13 protein-coding genes are annotated in these 15121 nt (G+C 74.5%); 6 read left to right on the forward strand and 7 right to left on the reverse strand.

From position 1 onward, the window contains the following. Nucleotides 1–22: 22 nt before the first annotated feature. The gene (locus tag ABZ249_RS17955) at nt 23–964 is read left to right on the forward strand and encodes a WYL domain-containing protein (protein WP_355263870.1); all 942 of its coding nucleotides are present in this window, start codon (nt 23–25) and stop codon (nt 962–964) included. Here ABZ249_RS17955 and ABZ249_RS17960 read toward each other — a convergent pair. Further along, nucleotides 949–2049, reverse strand: a complete 1101-nt coding sequence (locus ABZ249_RS17960) for a zeta toxin family protein (protein ID WP_355263873.1) — start codon at nt 2047–2049, stop codon at nt 949–951. The two genes, ABZ249_RS17955 and ABZ249_RS17960, sit on opposite strands and share 16 nt — an antisense overlap. 243 nt (nt 2050–2292) lie before the next feature. Continuing rightward, nucleotides 2293–3639 (reverse strand): glycoside hydrolase family 6 protein, encoded by a 1347-nt coding sequence (locus ABZ249_RS17965; RefSeq protein ID WP_355263876.1) that lies wholly within the window; start codon nt 3637–3639, stop codon nt 2293–2295. Nucleotides 3640–3877: 238 nt separating this feature from the next. Between ABZ249_RS17965 and ABZ249_RS17970 the strand changes: the two genes are divergently transcribed. The 3 genes from ABZ249_RS17970 to ABZ249_RS17980 all read left to right on the forward strand — a co-directional run bounded on the left by ABZ249_RS17970 (nt 3878) and on the right by ABZ249_RS17980 (nt 7845). Continuing rightward, nucleotides 3878–4297, forward strand: coding sequence for an NUDIX domain-containing protein (locus tag ABZ249_RS17970; RefSeq protein WP_355263879.1), 420 nt, complete (start codon nt 3878–3880; stop codon nt 4295–4297). Between the two features lie 63 nt (nt 4298–4360). Continuing rightward, nucleotides 4361–6079: an ABC transporter ATP-binding protein gene (locus ABZ249_RS17975; RefSeq protein WP_355263882.1), complete on the forward strand. Its 1719-nt coding sequence runs from the start codon at nt 4361–4363 to the stop codon at nt 6077–6079. 47 nt (nt 6080–6126) lie between these two features. Beyond that, complete coding sequence (locus tag ABZ249_RS17980; protein ID WP_355264105.1) at nt 6127–7845, forward strand: ABC transporter ATP-binding protein; 1719 nt, start codon at nt 6127–6129, stop codon at nt 7843–7845. 75 nt (nt 7846–7920) lie between these two features. Here the strand turns inward: ABZ249_RS17980 and ABZ249_RS17985 are convergent, their stop codons facing one another. Beyond that, nucleotides 7921–8481, reverse strand: a complete 561-nt coding sequence (locus tag ABZ249_RS17985; protein ID WP_355263885.1) for a heme-binding protein — start codon at nt 8479–8481, stop codon at nt 7921–7923. A 168-nt stretch (nt 8482–8649) separates the two neighbouring features. On the opposite strand from ABZ249_RS17985, the gene ABZ249_RS17990 reads away from it, so the two are divergent. Both ABZ249_RS17990 and ABZ249_RS17995 read left to right on the forward strand, forming a co-directional pair. Next, nucleotides 8650–9834, forward strand: a complete 1185-nt coding sequence (locus ABZ249_RS17990; RefSeq protein ID WP_355263888.1) for a sensor histidine kinase — start codon at nt 8650–8652, stop codon at nt 9832–9834. Next, nucleotides 9831–10454 (forward strand): response regulator transcription factor, encoded by a 624-nt coding sequence (locus ABZ249_RS17995; RefSeq protein WP_355263891.1) that lies wholly within the window; start codon nt 9831–9833, stop codon nt 10452–10454. Before ABZ249_RS17990 ends, ABZ249_RS17995 begins: the two co-directional genes overlap by 4 nt. 119 nt (nt 10455–10573) lie before the next feature. Here the strand turns inward: ABZ249_RS17995 and groL are convergent, their stop codons facing one another. From groL to ABZ249_RS18015, 4 genes are all read right to left on the reverse strand, one after another. Then, nucleotides 10574–12202 carry a chaperonin GroEL gene (groL, locus tag ABZ249_RS18000; RefSeq protein ID WP_220564689.1) on the reverse strand — a complete coding sequence of 543 codons (1629 nt, stop codon included), beginning with the start codon at nt 12200–12202 and terminating at the stop codon, nt 10574–10576. Nucleotides 12203–12506: 304 nt separating this feature from the next. After that, nucleotides 12507–13229, reverse strand: coding sequence for an ABC transporter permease (locus tag ABZ249_RS18005; RefSeq protein WP_220565498.1), 723 nt, complete (start codon nt 13227–13229; stop codon nt 12507–12509). A gap of 89 nt (nt 13230–13318) precedes the next feature. Further along, nucleotides 13319–14284, reverse strand: coding sequence for an ATP-binding cassette domain-containing protein (locus ABZ249_RS18010; protein WP_355263894.1), 966 nt, complete (start codon nt 14282–14284; stop codon nt 13319–13321). 105 nt (nt 14285–14389) lie between these two features. After that, nucleotides 14390–14992 (reverse strand): PadR family transcriptional regulator, encoded by a 603-nt coding sequence (locus ABZ249_RS18015; RefSeq protein ID WP_355263897.1) that lies wholly within the window; start codon nt 14990–14992, stop codon nt 14390–14392. Nucleotides 14993–15121 lie beyond the last annotated feature (129 nt).

Here is a 15121-nt window from a genome sequence, read left to right on the forward strand (position 1 = left end):
TTTCCGGAGGAGAATCGAAGACATGAGAGCCGATCGCCTGGTGGCGACCCTTCTGTTCCTCCAGGAGCGCGGGCGGGTGACCTCCGCCGAGGTGGCCGCCGAACTGGAGGTGTCCGAGCGCACCGCGCGCCGTGACCTGGAGGCGCTCATGGCCGCCGGCGTCCCCGTGTACTCGCGTCAGGGCCGGGGCGGCGGCTGGACGCTGGTCGGCGGGGCCCGGACGAACCTGACCGGGCTGACCGCCGAGGAGATCCGCTCCCTGTTCGTGCTGCTGGGGCCGGTGTCGGACACACCACGGATGCGTACGGCACTGCGCAAACTGGTCCGGGCGCTGCCCTCGACGCTGCGGACGGACGCCGAGGCCGCGTCCCGGGTGGGCCTGGACGACGGCACGGACTGGGCGCGCACCGCGGAGGGCGGTCCGCACCTGGCCGACCTGGAGCGGGCGGTGCTGGACCGGGCCCGGCTGCGGCTGGGGTACGCCTCCCCGGGCGGGGCGGCGCGCGTGCGCGCGGTGGACCCGCTGGGGCTGGTGTCCAAGGCGGGCGCCCGCTACCTCGTGGCGGACACCGACGGGGGGCTGCGCACCTTCCGGGTCTCCCGCGTCACCTCGGTCGAGCGGACCGGGGAGGCCTTCGAGCCCCCCGCCGGGTTCGACCTCGCCGCCGCCTGGCGCGGGCTGGCCGGGCCGATGGAGGAGCGCATGGCGGCGGCGACCGTCCGGGGCCGGGCCGCGCCGGGGACGGCCGCCCTGCTGGACCGGCTCCTCGGCGGCCGGCTGCGCCTGGGGGAGCGCGACGGCGACGGGTGGACGCGGTTCGAGGCCGACGGCCCCTCGCCCGAGGTGGTGGCGGCGCAGCTGGCCGGGCTGGGCGCCCGGGTGGAGGTCCTGGCCCCGGAGGCGGCCCGGCGGCGGCTCGCGGAGCTGGCCGCGGAGCTCGCCGGGCTCTACGGGGCTCCCTGAGGCACCGGGTCCTCCTCGTGCCAGAGCTCGCGGCGGCCGCGCTGCGCCTCCAGGGCGATCCGCCCGAAGGGCTCCGCGCGCCAGTCGCCGCCGGCGTCCAGGTGGTTGGCGTAGAGGACCTCTCCCTCGCGGGAGAGGACGTAGAGGGAGTCCACGAGCCGGTGGGTCTCCAGGAACTCGACCGTGTTGGGCACGCCCTGGTAGAAGCGGTCGTGCAGGTGCTCGGGCAGCCAGCGGCCGAACCCCTGCTGTTCGCGGGAGCGGCGGTAGCGGTCCGCGAGCGCGAACCCGCTGGCGGAGGCGTGGACGGCCAGGAACGCGACCTCCACCCGGTAGCCCGCCCCGCGGAAGCCCCGCACCCATTCGGCCGCCCAGTCGGCGCGCCCCAGCGGGTGGCTGCACAGCACGTCCGCCCGCCCGGAGCGGATGTGCTCCATGGCGGGGGCGTGCAGCACCCCGACCTGCGCGGCGACCGTGTGCGAGGCCGCCCGGTCGTCGCGGCGCATCGCCCTCTCGTAGTCCGGGGACAGCCGCATCAGGTCGTCGCCGTCGTAGCTCACGGTGCCCTCGGGCAGCACCGGCAGCAGCAGCCGCTGGAGGGTGGACTTGCCCGATCCCGGCTGGCCGCCGAACAGCAGCAGCCGCGGGTGCTCGCGGGCCTTCCCGGTGAGGCGGTCGCGCAGCCCCAGGTCGAAGAGGTCGGCGGCGTCGGCCCCGGAGAGCGGGCGCACCTCGTCGCCGGTGTCCGGGACCGGGTCGGCGCGCAGCCCGGCCAGGGTCCGGGCGAGCTCGTCGGCGGTGCGTTCGAGCTCGTCCGGGGAGAGGAAGGGCAGCCGGGCCTCCCGCGCCAGCAGGTCGGCGGCCCGGTCGCGCAGGCCCCGGGCCGTGCAGGCGCCGATGGCGGCGCTGAACAGGTTGTAGGCGCGTTCCCGGGCCAGCCGCAGGTCCGCGGTCTGCGGGGGGACGCCTCCCGTGGGGCTCTCCGCGAGGAGGGGAGAGGCCGTGGAGGCCGTGCGGGGCTCCGCGGCCGGGGCCGCCGCCCCGGGTTCGAGCGCCCCGGGGGCCGGGGTCGTGTCCGTCGCCATGTCGTCACCCTTCCGGGGCCCGTGGCGGCCCCGCTACCGCTGACACAGGGTGATCGTAGTGCGTCCCCGCGGAGCCGGTGGGCGGTTTCGGCGGCCGGTACCGGACGCCGTGCGGCCCCGGGAGACCCGTGCGCCTCAGGGGACGCACGGGTCCCGGGAACCTCACGGACCCGTGTCCTCGGGATCCGTGTCCTCAGGGGGCCGCGGGCCGGGCGGCGGGGGGTGTCCGCCCGGACCGCGGGATCAGGTCGCCGAGCAGGTCACCTCGGGCACCGTGTTGGCGCCCGTGCGGGATCCGGTGAACCCGAACTCGGCGGTGGCGCCCTGCCCGAGGGCGCCTCCCCACTCCGGGTTCAGCGCGGTGACCGCGCCCCCGGAGGAGGTCACCCGGGCGTTCCACGCCTGGGTGACGGTCTGGCCGTCGGCGAACTCCCACTCGACCCGCCAGCCGTCCACCGGCACGTGCGCGGTGACGGTGACGGTCGCCTGGAACCCGCTGCCCCAGTCGTTGTCGACGCGGTAGGCCGCGGTGCAGTCGCCGTCGGCGGGCGGCTCGGAGGGCTCGCCCGAGGGCACCTCGGTCGGCCCCTCGGTGGGCTCCTCCGAGGGCTCTCCGGCGTTGAGGGCCATCTCGTAGGCGAGGTCGGGGACGAACGACCCGGCGGGCCCGGCGCAGCCGTCGGCCTCGCCGGGGAGCTTGACCCACAGGAACGCGTCGATGGCCGGGTCGCCGGTGTCCGTGGTGCTCGGGGTGCCCAGTGCGCGCCCCGGCGGGTCGCACCACTCGTCGTCGGGGGCGGGGCCGTTGCCGTTGCGGCTGGTGTCGATCACGGCGCCCAGCCCCGGCACCCCGGTGGCGGCGATGACGGACCTGGCGAAGGCGGCCTCGTCCTCGGTGCGCCGGTAGTTGGAGGTGTTGGTGGAGATCCCGTCCGCGCTGCCGGCGACGTCGGCCCCGTTGAGCAGCTCGGCGGCCCGGGACGGGGTGAGCCAGTCCGAGTGGCCGATGTCGAAGTAGACCCGGGCCTGGGAGGACCCGGCCTTGAGCGCCCTGCCGGCGTAGGCCATGGAGTCCAGCAGCGCCTGCGTGTCCTCCGGCTCGCTGCACCCGCTCACCAGGGGCAGGGCGTCGGGTTCGAGGATGATGTAGGCGGGACGGCCGCCGAGCCCGGCGGCGACCTCGTCCACCCACTGGCGGTACGCCTCGTGCGAGGGCGCCCCGCCTCCGCTGTGGTTGCCGCAGTCGCGGCCCGGGATGTTGTAGACGACCATGATGGGCACCTGGCCCACCGCGTCGGCGGCGCCGACCAGCGCGTCCACCTCGCCGCGGACGGTCGCGGGGTTGTGCCGGGTGAACCAGGTCCCCTGGGCGACCGAGGCGATGCGCTCCTCGATGACGGCGGCCCGGGGGTCGGAGGGGTTGTCGGCCGCCCAGCGGGCGGCGGAGGTGTCGGGGTTGACGTAGAAGCCGGTGTCGGCGGCGGCCGGGGCGACGGTTCCGGCCGCGGCGAACGCGACCGCGGCGGCCAGGACCGCGACGGATCCGGCCGCGGCGCCCAGCGCCGCGCGCAAGCGGGTTGTGCGGGACATGTGTGTTCCTCGGACGGCTCGTTCTTCGGATGGTCCCCACCACCTGGGAGCGCTCCCAGTCCGGACGTAACGTAACCCGGGGCCACCGCGCCCGCACAGGGGTGCAACGGCGGCGTTTCCCAATGGTTACCTCGGCCCGCCCCGGCGCCCGCCCGCCCGGCGGCCCGCGGCCCTGGTCCCCGCCCCGTTCCGGCCCGCGCCGCGTCGCCGGCTCCCCGGTCCGCCTACCCTGGGACCCATGTCCGCCTCCACCACACCGCCCGCCGTCATCGACGCCCTGGCCTGGGTCCACGTCCGCGACGGCCGGGTCCTGTGCGTCCGCTCCCGCGGGCGCGACGTCCTCTACTCCCCCGGCGGCAAGCGCGAGCCCGGGGAGACCGACGAGCAGGCCGTGGCCCGCGAGGCCCGCGAGGAGGTCGGCGTCACCCTCGTCCCCGGCACCTTCCGCCTCGTCACCGTCGTCGACGAGGTCGCCCACGACCAGGCGCCCGGCACCCGTGTGCGGATGGCCTGCTACGCCGCCGACCACGAGGGCGAGCCGCGCCCCAGCGCCGAGGTCTCCGAGATCGCCTGGGTCGGCCACGCCGACCGGGGCCGCTGCGCACCCGCGACCCAGCGCCTGATCGAGCGGCTGCACGCCGCCGGGGCGGTGCGCTGAGCAGCGCGTTCGCCGCCGAAAAATGAGTGGCCCCGGCGCCGGGCTCGTGATTACAGTCCGTGTGTGCGCGACCTTCCCCAGCCTCCGGGCGATCCCGACCACCGCTCCGCCGACCGCTTCCTCCTGTGGATGGCGTGGAAGGAGTGGCGGCCACTGCTGTGGGCGGGGGTCCTCGCGAGCGCGTACAGCGCCGGTTCCGTCCTGCTGTCCGCCGTCATCGGCGCGGCACTGGACTCCGGGCTGGACACCCGGTCGGTGCTGTACTGGGCCGGGGTCCTGGCCGCCGTCATCGTCGCCTGCACCGTGTTCATCCCGCTGGGGCACCGGGCCGAATGCTTCAACTGGTACGCCTCCGCCTACCGCACCGTGCAGGTCATCTGCTCGCGGGCGGCCGACCTGGGCCCCACCCTGACGCGGCGGCTGCCCTCCGGCGAGGTCATCGCGGTGGGCACCGAGGACATCGAGCAGATCGGCGACTTCTGGGAGCGGTCGGCGATGCTCGTCGCCTCCCTCGTGTCCATGGTGGTCGTGGCCGTCCTCATGCTCACCTCCCACCTGACCTTCGGGCTCATCGTGCTGGTCGCGGTCCCGCTCATCATGCTCGGCATCGCCCCGGTGCTGCGCCCCCTGGCCCGGCGCCAGGAACACCAGCGCACCCGCAAGGCGGAGCTCACCACCCGGGCCTCCGACCTGGTCGCGGGGCTGCGCGTGCTGCGCGGTGTGGGCGGCGAGCGCACCGTCGGCGAGCGCTACCGGGAGGAGTCCCAGGAGGTGCGGGCCGCCGGGGTGCGGGTGGGCTGGATGGACGCCGCCCTCCAGGCCCTGCGCGAGCTGTACCCGGGACTGCTGCTGGTCGGGATCGTCTGGTACGGCGCGCGCCTGGCCCTGAACGGGGAGATCACCGTCGGACAGCTGGTGGCGTTCTACGGGTTCACCACCAACCTGGCGGTGGCCGTCCGCCACCTGATGCAGAGCGTGACCCTGTACATCTCCGCGCGGGTCGCCGCCGGTCGGGTGGCCCGGGTGCTGTCCCTGGCCCACGACCACCCCGACCCGGAGTCGCCCGCCGAGGCGCCGACCGGCCCCTGCGGACTGCACGACCCGGTCAGCGGGGTACGCGTCCCGGCCGGGCTGCTCACCGCCGTGGTGTGCGCGGACACCGCGGACGCCACCGCGATCTCCGCCCGGCTGGGCCGCTACGCCGAGGGCGGGCACCTGGTGGAGGAGGCCACCGGCCGCTCGGTCCCGCTGTCCGACCTGCCGCTGCGCGAGGTGCGCCGCCGCGTCCTGGTCGCGGCCAACGACGCCCACCTGTTCTCCGGGCCGCTGCGCGACGAGCTTTCGCCCGACGGCGGCCTGTCCGAGGAGCGGCTGGCCGAGGTGGTGCGGGTCGCCGCCGCCGAGGACGTGGTCCGCCAGTCCCCGGACGGATGGGACGCGCTGCTCACCGAGCGCGGCCGCGAGTACTCCGGCGGCCAGCAGCAGCGGCTGCGGCTGGCCCGGGCGCTGGCCCACGACCCCGACGTCCTGGTGCTGGTGGAGCCCGCCTCCGCCGTGGACGCCCACTCCGAGGCCGCCATCGGCGCCCGGCTGGCGGCCGAGCGCTCGGGCCGCACCACGGTGCTGGTCACCACCAGCCCGCTGCTGCTGGACCGCACCGACCACGTACGGTTCGTCCGCGACGGCCGGGTGGTCGCCGAGGGCTCCCACCACGACCTTCTGGCGTCCGAGCCCGGTTACGCCGCCACCGTTCTGCGCACCGTGCTGGAGGAACAGCCGTGATCCCGACCGACGAACGCCGGGGCCTGCTGCCGGTCGCCCCGTCCCCGATGGTGTGGAACCGGCTGTCCGGCCTGCTGCGAAGCCACGGCGGCGTCCTGGCAGCGGTGGTCGGCCTGTACGGGCTGGCGGCGCTGGCGGCGCTGGCCCCGCCGTGGATGCTGGGCCGGATCATCGACGCGGTGCGCGCGTCGGCGGCCCCGGAGCGGATCGACACGATGGCGGTCATCGTGGTCGGCGCCCTGGTCTGCCACGCCGTGCTCACCCTGGTATCGGTGGCGCTGTCCATCCGGTTCGGCGAGGCGGTCCTGGCCGAGCTGCGCGAGGGCTTCGTGCGGGCCGTGCTGCGCCTGCCGCTGGGCACCGTGGAGCGCGCGGGCAGCGGCGACCTGATGGCGCGCACCGGCCGCGACGTCGGCCACCTCAGCCACACGGTGCGCCACTCGATCCCGGTGATGGTGGTGAGCGGGGTGACGGTGGTGGTCATCTTCGGCGCGCTCACCGTGCTGCACCCCGTGCTGCTGCTCGCGTGGCTTCCGTCGGCGGTGATCGTCTGGCTGTCCACCCGCTGGTACGCCCGCCGCGCTCCGGGCGGCTACCTGCGCGAGCTGGACACCTACTCCGAGCTCACCCAGGGGGTGACCGACACCGTCGAGGGGGCGCACACCCTGGAGGCGCTGGGCCGCCAGGACCGCCAGCGGCGGCGCACCGACGAGCGGATCGGTCGCGCCTACCTGGCCGAGCGGTACACGCTGTGGCTGCGCACCGTGTGGTACCCGACCCTGGAGTTCTCCTACCTGCTGCCGACCGCGGTGACGTTCCTGACCGCGGCGTACCTGCACGCCCAGGGGGAGCTGACGGTCGGGCAGATCGCCACGGCGGTGTTCCTGACCGTGCAGGTGGTGCGGCCGGTGGACCTGCTCATCGACCAGGTGGACAGCCTGATGATGGGGTTCACGAGCCTGCGCCGCCTGATCGGCGTGGAGCTGGTCGAGGACTCCGCCGACAGGACCCCGTCCGACGCCCCGGGGACGCCGGGCGCCGTGGAGATCTCCGGGCTGCGCTTCGGCTACACCGGCACCGAGGTCCTGCACGGGGTCGACCTGTCCCTGGCCCCGGGCGAGCGGCTGGCCGTGGTGGGCCCCAGCGGGGCGGGCAAGTCCACGCTGGGCAAGCTCATCGCGGGCATCCACACGCCCGCCTCCGGTGCCGTCCGGGTGGGCGGCGAGGACCTGACGGGGCTCGCCCCGCAGGACCGCCGGGAGAAGGCGATCCTGCTCAGCCAGGAGAGCCACGTGTTCCGCGGGACCGTCGCCGAGAACCTGGCGCTGGCCCTGGACCGCGACGAGGTCGACCACGACGCCCTGTGGCGGGCGCTGGCCGCGGTGGACGCCGACGACTGGGTGCGCTCCCTGCCCGACGGCCTGGACACCAGGGTCGGCTCGGGGCACCTGGCCCTGGACCCGGCCCACGTGCAGCAGCTGGCCCTGGCCCGTGTGGTGCTCGCCGACCCGGAGGTGCTGGTGCTGGACGAGGCGACCTCGCTGATGGACCCGGGCTCGGCCCGCCACCTGGAGCGTTCCCTGGCGGGCGTGCTCGCGGGGCGCACGGTGGTCGCGATCGCCCACCGCCTCCACACCGCCCACGACGCCGACCGCGTCGCGGTGGTCGAGGACGGCCGCATCTCCGAGCTGGGCTCCCACGACGAACTGCTCGCCGCCGGGGGCTCCTACTCCGCCCTCTGGCACGCCTGGCACGGCGACTCCTGACCCGGCCCGGGTCCCGGGAACGGCGGCGGCCGGGCCGCTCCCTGTGGGCGCCCGGCCGGTCCGGTGCGGGGAGGGCTACTCCTCGAAGTTCTCCAGGGCCTCCAGGGCGGCCTGGGCGATCTCCTCGTCGATGTCGCCGGAGGGCGCGCCGCCCACGCCGATGCCCGCGATCGGGGTCTCGCCCGACAGGACCGGGACGCCGCCCGCGAGGAAGAGGGTGCCCGGCAGGTCCGCGATGGTGGGCCCGTCCCCGGTGGCGTTCTCGGCCAGGGCGCCGGTGGGCTGCCCCATGGCCGCGGAGGTGTAGGCCTTCTGCTCCGCCGACTCCTGGGTCTGCGGGCCGGCGTTGTCGGTCTTGAGGACCAGGCGGGTGGCGCCCGAGCGGTCGACGATCGCGATGGTGACCTGCTGGCCCTGGTCCCGGGCCTCGGCCAGGCCCGCCTCTGCGGCGGCGACCAGGGCGTCGGCGCTCAGGACGTCGCGCTGGGCGACGGCCTGCGGGGCGACCGCCGCGGCGGCGGTGCTCGGCCCGCCCGGGGTGTCGGCGGGCAGCAGGGTGGTGGCGGCGACGCCGCCGACCACGGCCAGGCCCAGCCCGGCGCCGGCGATGGTGGAGATGAGGTGGTTGCGCTTCATGGTGCGACTCCGTTCGTGGATGTCCGTTCCGACGTCCTCCACTCTCGCCGGGAAGGCCCGTCCCGGCGTCGGGCTCCCGGACGAACCGGCGGATGCGAAGGGACGACGCGCCGTGTCATCCGATCGGATGACGGCGGCCGGGGCGCGCGGGGGCACCATGGGAGGGATATGGGGACACGAACGCGCGACGACGGCCTGGGCGGACCGCTGCTCAACGCGGTGATGCACGTCGGCTTCCTGGTACTGCTGGCCGCGTCCGCCGTGCGGCTGCTCATCCGGCACGAACTCGACGAGGGGACCGTGGCCGCCCTGGAGCTGGCCGCCGTGGTCGGCCTGCTGTACTCCGCGGGCGTGCTGCTGTGGAACCGGGCTCCCCGGCCGGTGCTCTTCGGCTGGCTGGCCGGGGTGATCGTGTGCTGGGTCGCGCTGGTGTGGGCCGCCCCGTCGTTCGGGTTCGCCGGAATCCCCCTGCTGTTCGTCGCGCTGCGGCTGCTGCCGGTGGCGGCGGTGGTCGCGGTCGCCGCGGTGCTGACCGCCGCCACCGCGGCGGCCTGGGGCGTGCTGACCGGGTTCGGCGACCCGATGGCGTTCGTGGTGCCGCCCGCGCTGGCGGCGATGGTGGTCGGCACCGTGGTGGAGCTGCGCCGGGAGGGCGACCGCCGCAAGCGGGTCATCGCCGACCTGCTGCGCACCCGGGACGCGCTGGCCGAGTCCCACCGCCGCACCGGGGTGCTGGAGGAGCGGGAGCGGCTGGCGCGGGAGATCCACGACACCGTGGCCCAGGGCCTGTCCAGCACCGGGATGCTGCTGCGCGCCGCCGACCTGTCGTGGGAGTCGGACCCGGAGCGGTCCCGCAACCTGGTGCGCCGGGCCGCCGAGGGGGTGCACGAGAACCTGGCGGAGGCGCGGGCCTTCGTGCAGGGCGGCGCGCCCGCCCCGCTGAGCCGGGGCACGCTGCGCCGGGCGCTGGCGGACCTGTGCCGGTCGCTGTCCGAGGAGACCGGGATCGAGGCCGCCCTGACCTGCGACGGCGAGCTGGACGGCCTGCCGGGCGAGGTGGAGGCCGCGCTGCTGCGGGTCGCCCAGGGGGCTCTGGCCAACGTGCGCGAGCATTCGGGGGCGGACCGGGCGGCGGTGTCCCTGGCCCGGATCGGCGACCGGGTCACCCTGGACGTGCGCGACGACGGGCGCGGGTTCGACCCCGGCGCTCCGGGGCCGGGCGGCGGGCGCGGGTTCGGCCTGGAGGCGGTGCGCGCCCGGGTGGCCGGGCTGGGCGGCGAGGTGACCGTGGAGAGCGCGCCCGGCGAGGGCACCGGGCTGTCGGTCTCGATCCCCGTACGGGAGGACGCGTGAAACTGTTCCTGGTGGACGACCACCCGATCGTGCGGGCGGGGCTGTCCGCCCTGTTCGAGGGCGAGGAGGACATCGAGATCGTCGGCGAGGCCGCCGACGGGACCGACGCGGTGCGCCTGATCGGGCTGCGCTCGCCCGACGTGGTGCTGATGGACCTGCGCCTGGAGGGCGGCCTGGACGGCGTGGCCGTGACCGAGCGGGTGCTGGCGCTGCCCGCCCCTCCGCGGGTGCTGGTGCTCACCACCTACGAGAACGACGGGGACATCATGCGGGCGCTGGACGCGGGCGCCTCCGGGTACCTGCTCAAGGACAGCCCGCCGGAGCGGCTCTTCGAGGCGGTGCGGGCGGCGGCCCGCGGGGAGACGGTGCTGTCGCCGCACGTGGCGGCCCGGCTGGTGCGGCGGGTGCGCGACCCGCGGCCCGCGGTGACCCCGCGCGAGCTGGAGATCCTCCGCCTGCTGGCGAAGGGGGCGGGCAACCGGGAGATCGCCCGGACCCTGTTCGTCACCGAGGCGACGGTCAAGACCCACCTGCAGCGCATCTACGCCAAGCTCGGCGTGGAGACCCGCACCGCGGCGGTGCGCGCGGCGGTCGACCTCTCGCTCATCTCCTGGGACTGACGCCCTCGGGACCGGCTGTTCGGGAACGGGTGCCCGGAAAGCGGAACCGGGCGGCCCCGAGGGGGCCGCCCGGTCGTCGCGGGTTGAGGTCGCGTATCCCGACCCCGAACTCCTGGGGACTAGAAGTCCATGCCGCCCATGCCACCGGTCGGGTCGGCCGCGGGGGCCGCCTTCTCCGGCTTCTCGGCGATGACGGCCTCGGTGGTCAGGAACAGACCGGCGATGGAGGCCGCGTTCTGCAGAGCGGAACGGGTGACCTTGGTCGGGTCGATGACGCCGTCCTTGAACAGGTCGGTGTACTCACCGGTGGCGGCGTTGAGGCCGAACCCGGGCTCCAGGTTGCGGACCTTGTCCGCCACGACGCCGCCCTCGAGGCCGGCGTTCACGGCGATCTGCTTCAGCGGCTCGGCGATGGCGCGGCGGACGATGTCGGCACCGATGGCCTCGTCGCCCTCCAGCTCCAGCTTCTCGAACGCCGGGACGCTGGCCTGCAGCAGCGCCACACCACCGCCGGGGAGGATGCCCTCCTCGACCGCGGCCTTGGCGTTGCGGACGGCGTCCTCGATGCGGTGCTTGCGCTCCTTGAGCTCCACCTCGGTGGCGGCACCGGCCTTGATGACCGCGACGCCGCCGGCCAGGCGGGCGAGGCGCTCCTGGAGCTTCTCGCGGTCGTAGTCGGAGTCGGTGCGCTCGATCTCGTTGCGGATCTCGTTGACGCGACCGGCGATGGCGGTGGCGTCGCCGGCACCGTCGACGATGGTGGTCTCGTCCTTGGTGACGACGATCTTGCGGGCGCGGCCGAGCATGTCGAGCTCGGTGTTCTCCAGCTTGAGGCCGACCTCCTCGGTGATGACCTGGCCGCCGGTCAGCACGGCGATGTCGCCGAGCTGGGCCTTGCGGCGGTCACCGAAGCCCGGGGCCTTGACGGCGACGGACTTGAAGGTGCCGCGGATCTTGTTGACGACCAGGGTCTGCAGCGCGCCCTGCTCGACGTCCTCCGCGATGACGACCAGCGGACGGCCGGCCTGGAGCACCTTCTCCACGATGGGGAGGAACTCGTTGTTGTTGGAGATCTTCTGGTTCGCGATGAGGATGTACGGGTCCTCCAGGACCGTCTCCATGCGCTCCAGGTCGGTGGCGAAGTAGGGCGAGATGTAGCCCTTGTCGAAGCGCATGCCCTCGGCGAGCTCCAGCTCGAGCCCGAAGGTCTGCCCCTCCTCGACGGTGATGACGCCTTCCTTGCCGACCTTGTCCATCGCCTCGGCGATGGTCTCGCCGATCTGGGTGTCGCCGGCGGAGATGGAGGCGGTGGAGGCGATCTGCTCCTTGGTCTCGATCTCCTTGGAGAGGTTGCCCAGCTCCTCGCTGATGCGGGAGACGGCGGCCTCGATGCCCCGCTTGAGGCTGATCGGGTTGGCGCCGGCGGCGACGTTGCGCAGGCCCTCGCGCACGAGCGCCTGGGCCAGGACGGTGGCGGTGGTGGTGCCGTCACCCGCGACGTCGTCGGTCTTCTTGGCGACCTCCTTGACCAGCTCGGCCCCGATCTTCTCCCACGGGTCCTCGAGCTCGATCTCCTTGGCGATGGAGACACCATCGTTGGTGATGGTGGGGGCGCCCCACTTCTTCTCCAGGACGACGTTGCGGCCCTTGGGGCCGAGCGTCACCTTGACGGCGTCCGCAAGCTGGTTCATGCCGCGCTCGAGGCCGCGACGGGCCTCCTCGTCGAACGCGATCAGTTTGGCTGCCATTGAGTTCTTGTCCTCCCGTGACCGGGCTGATACGCGGTGGGACGAGGCGTGCGCCCGCGACGGACGACCGCGGATCCGCCGGCGACCCTGTTGCCGGCGGCCGCGGTCTCGCAGCCTCGATCCGGTTTAGCACTCAGCCGGGGCGAGTGCTAACCAGATCCCTTTTTAGCACTCGGCATGGGAGAGTGCAAACGATGCGGTCACGATTCCACCACCTCTTCGACACGCGTTCACCTGCGCAAACCCCCCATGTGACGGGTTTTTCCGCTCGCGGCGGACGAGACCGGCCGAGCGCGGGCGGGGGTCAGGCGGAGATCCGGCGCATCGCCCGCGACCCCAGTCCCAGGACCAGCAGGGTGGTCGCCAGGGCCACCGCCCAGCCGATGCCCACGGCCGCGTTCCACTCGCCCGCGAACAGCGCCCGCTCCGCGTCCACCACGTAGGCGACGGGGTTGGCCCGGGACAGCGCGTACAGCCAGTCCGGCGCCAGGTCCATCGGCAGCAGCACGCCCGACAGCAGCATCAGCGGCATCACGGCGGTCTGCACGATGGGCGCGAACACGTAGGTCTGCCGGACCTTGAGGGCGACCAGGTACGACAGCGACGACAGGCCGACGCCCAGCACGATGAGCAGCAGCAGGCCGGCGGCGAAGCCGGCCACCGGGACGCGGAACCCGAACGGCACGACCAGGACGACGATGAGCGCCATCTGCAGCGCCATGACGGCCACGTCGCGCAGCACCCGCCCCAGCAGCAGGGCCACCCGGGAGGCCGGGGTCGCCATCAGGCGCTCGTGCGCCCCCGAGGAGATCTCCGGCAGCAGCCCGAACCCGGCGAAGCCCGCGGTGAACAGGGCGAGCATGACCAGCAGCCCCGGCACGAACCACTGCCAGGGGTTCTCCCCCTGGGCCCCGGCCAGCCCGGTGAGCAGCGGCGCGAACAGCACCAGGTACAGGACCGGCTGGAGCATGCCGAACAGCAGGAAGGCCGGCCGGTGTAGCAGCGGGCGGAACTGGCGGACGAACATCAGCCAGGTGTCCCTGGCCAGGGACGAGGGCCGCGCGGCGGCGGTGCCGTACGTGTCGGCGGCGGTGTCGGCTGTCGTGGTCTCGGTGGTCACGGGTTCTCCTCCCGCAGGCTGCGGCCGGTGAGGGTCAGGAAGACGTCGTCGAGGGTGGGGCGCTGCACCCGCACGGTGGTCAGGGCGATCCCGGAGCCGTCCAGGGAGCGCAGCAGCTCGGGCAGGACGGCGTCGCCGCGCTCGATCCGCAGCCGCACCCCGGCCTCGCGCCCGGGGACGACCTCGACCTCCCGGGCGGTGGGCAGCTTCTCCGCGATCGCGGCGCCGGCGGCCGCGGCCTCCGCGTCGGCGACGGTGAAGGTGACGAGGTCGCCGGAGACCCCGCCCTTGAGCTCGTCGGCGGTGCCGTCGGCGATGACCCGCCCGTGGTCGATGACCAGGACCCGCTCGGCCGCCTCGTCGGCCTCGTCGAGGTAGTGGGTGGTCAGGACGATGGTGGTGCCGAACTCCGCCCGCAGGCGGGCGATGTGGTCCCACAGGTTGGCGCGGCTGTGCGGGTCCAGGCCGGTGGACGGCTCGTCGAGGAACAGCAGCGGCGGCCGGTGGATGAGCCCCATCGCGATGTCGAGGCGGCGCCGCTGCCCGCCGGACAGCTTGGTGACCTCCCGGTCCGCGGCCCCCGACAGTTCGAGCATGTCGAGCAGCTCGGCGGTGCGCGCCCCGGCCGTCGCCCGGTCCAGCCCGTAGAGCAGGCCCTGGGTGTAGAGCTCCTCCCCGGCGCGCTGGTCCTCGCCCGCGCCGTGGCCCTGGCCGACGAACCCGATGCGGCGCCGCACCTCGGCCGGCTCGGCGCGCACGTCGCGCCCGGCGACCACGGCGGTGCCGGAGGTGGGTTCGAGCAGGGTGGTGAGCATGCGCAGGGTGGTGGACTTGCCCGCGCCGTTGGGACCGAGCAGGGCGACGAGTTCGCCTGCGGCGACGTCGATGTCGATGCCCCGGACCGCCTCGACGGTCTCCCTGCCGACGCGGAAGTGCTTGGTGAGATCCCGGGTACGGATCATCCGCGACTCCTTATTCAAAGTTGAATATGGAGAGTCTGCCCCACCTCCGCTTCATATTCAAGTTTTAATACGAGGGCGTGCGGGCACCGGCTCCGCTCCGCGCGCCTACCCGCGCGGGGCCCCCGCGGGCGGCAGGCCGAAGGCCTGCGGTCCGTCGTCGGCCATGGTGTAGCGCCCCTCCTCCAGTTCGCGGATGAGCCTTCGGGTCCACTCGACGGCCGCCCCCACGGTCAGCTCCCACAGGGTGAAGAGCGGGCGCACGTGCTCGGGCTTGTCCCACTCCTCGGTGCTCAGCCGGGCGATCTCCAGCGCCTGGGCGCTGCTCTTCTCCAGGTCGGCGATCCGGCTCCGGAGCAGTTCGACCACCTCGGCCCGCGGCAGCGCCGTCATCAGGGTGACCCCGGCGCACAGCAGCGCGTGGTCGTCGCCGGCGTGGGAGAGCGCCTTGCGCAGCAGCCGGTGGAACTCGGCCTCGCCCTCCCCGGTGATCTCGTAGGAGACGCGCTCCACCACATCGTCGCCCTCGGCCTCCACCTCCCGCAGCCTGCCCTCCGCGGTGAGCTTGCGCAGCGCGTGGTAGATGGACCCCCACTTGACGTTGGCCCACTCCGAGGCGCCCCAGTCCATCAGCTCGCGGCCGACCCGATACCCGTGGGCGCGCCCCGAGATGCGCACCACACCCAGCACCAACAACCGCGTCGCCGACATCGCCGCCTCATCCGGAGCTCCCCGGGGACCGCCCCCGGTGGGACTCCAGGTTACGGCCCGTGTCCGCGCGCCCCCCGGCCGCCGCCGGGGGCCGGGTGTCGGGCGCGCGGCACCCGGCCCGGCCGCAGC

This window comes from Nocardiopsis sp. NPDC006139, assembly GCF_040614155.1.
Lineage (GTDB): Bacteria > Actinomycetota > Actinomycetes > Streptosporangiales > Streptosporangiaceae > Nocardiopsis > Nocardiopsis changdeensis.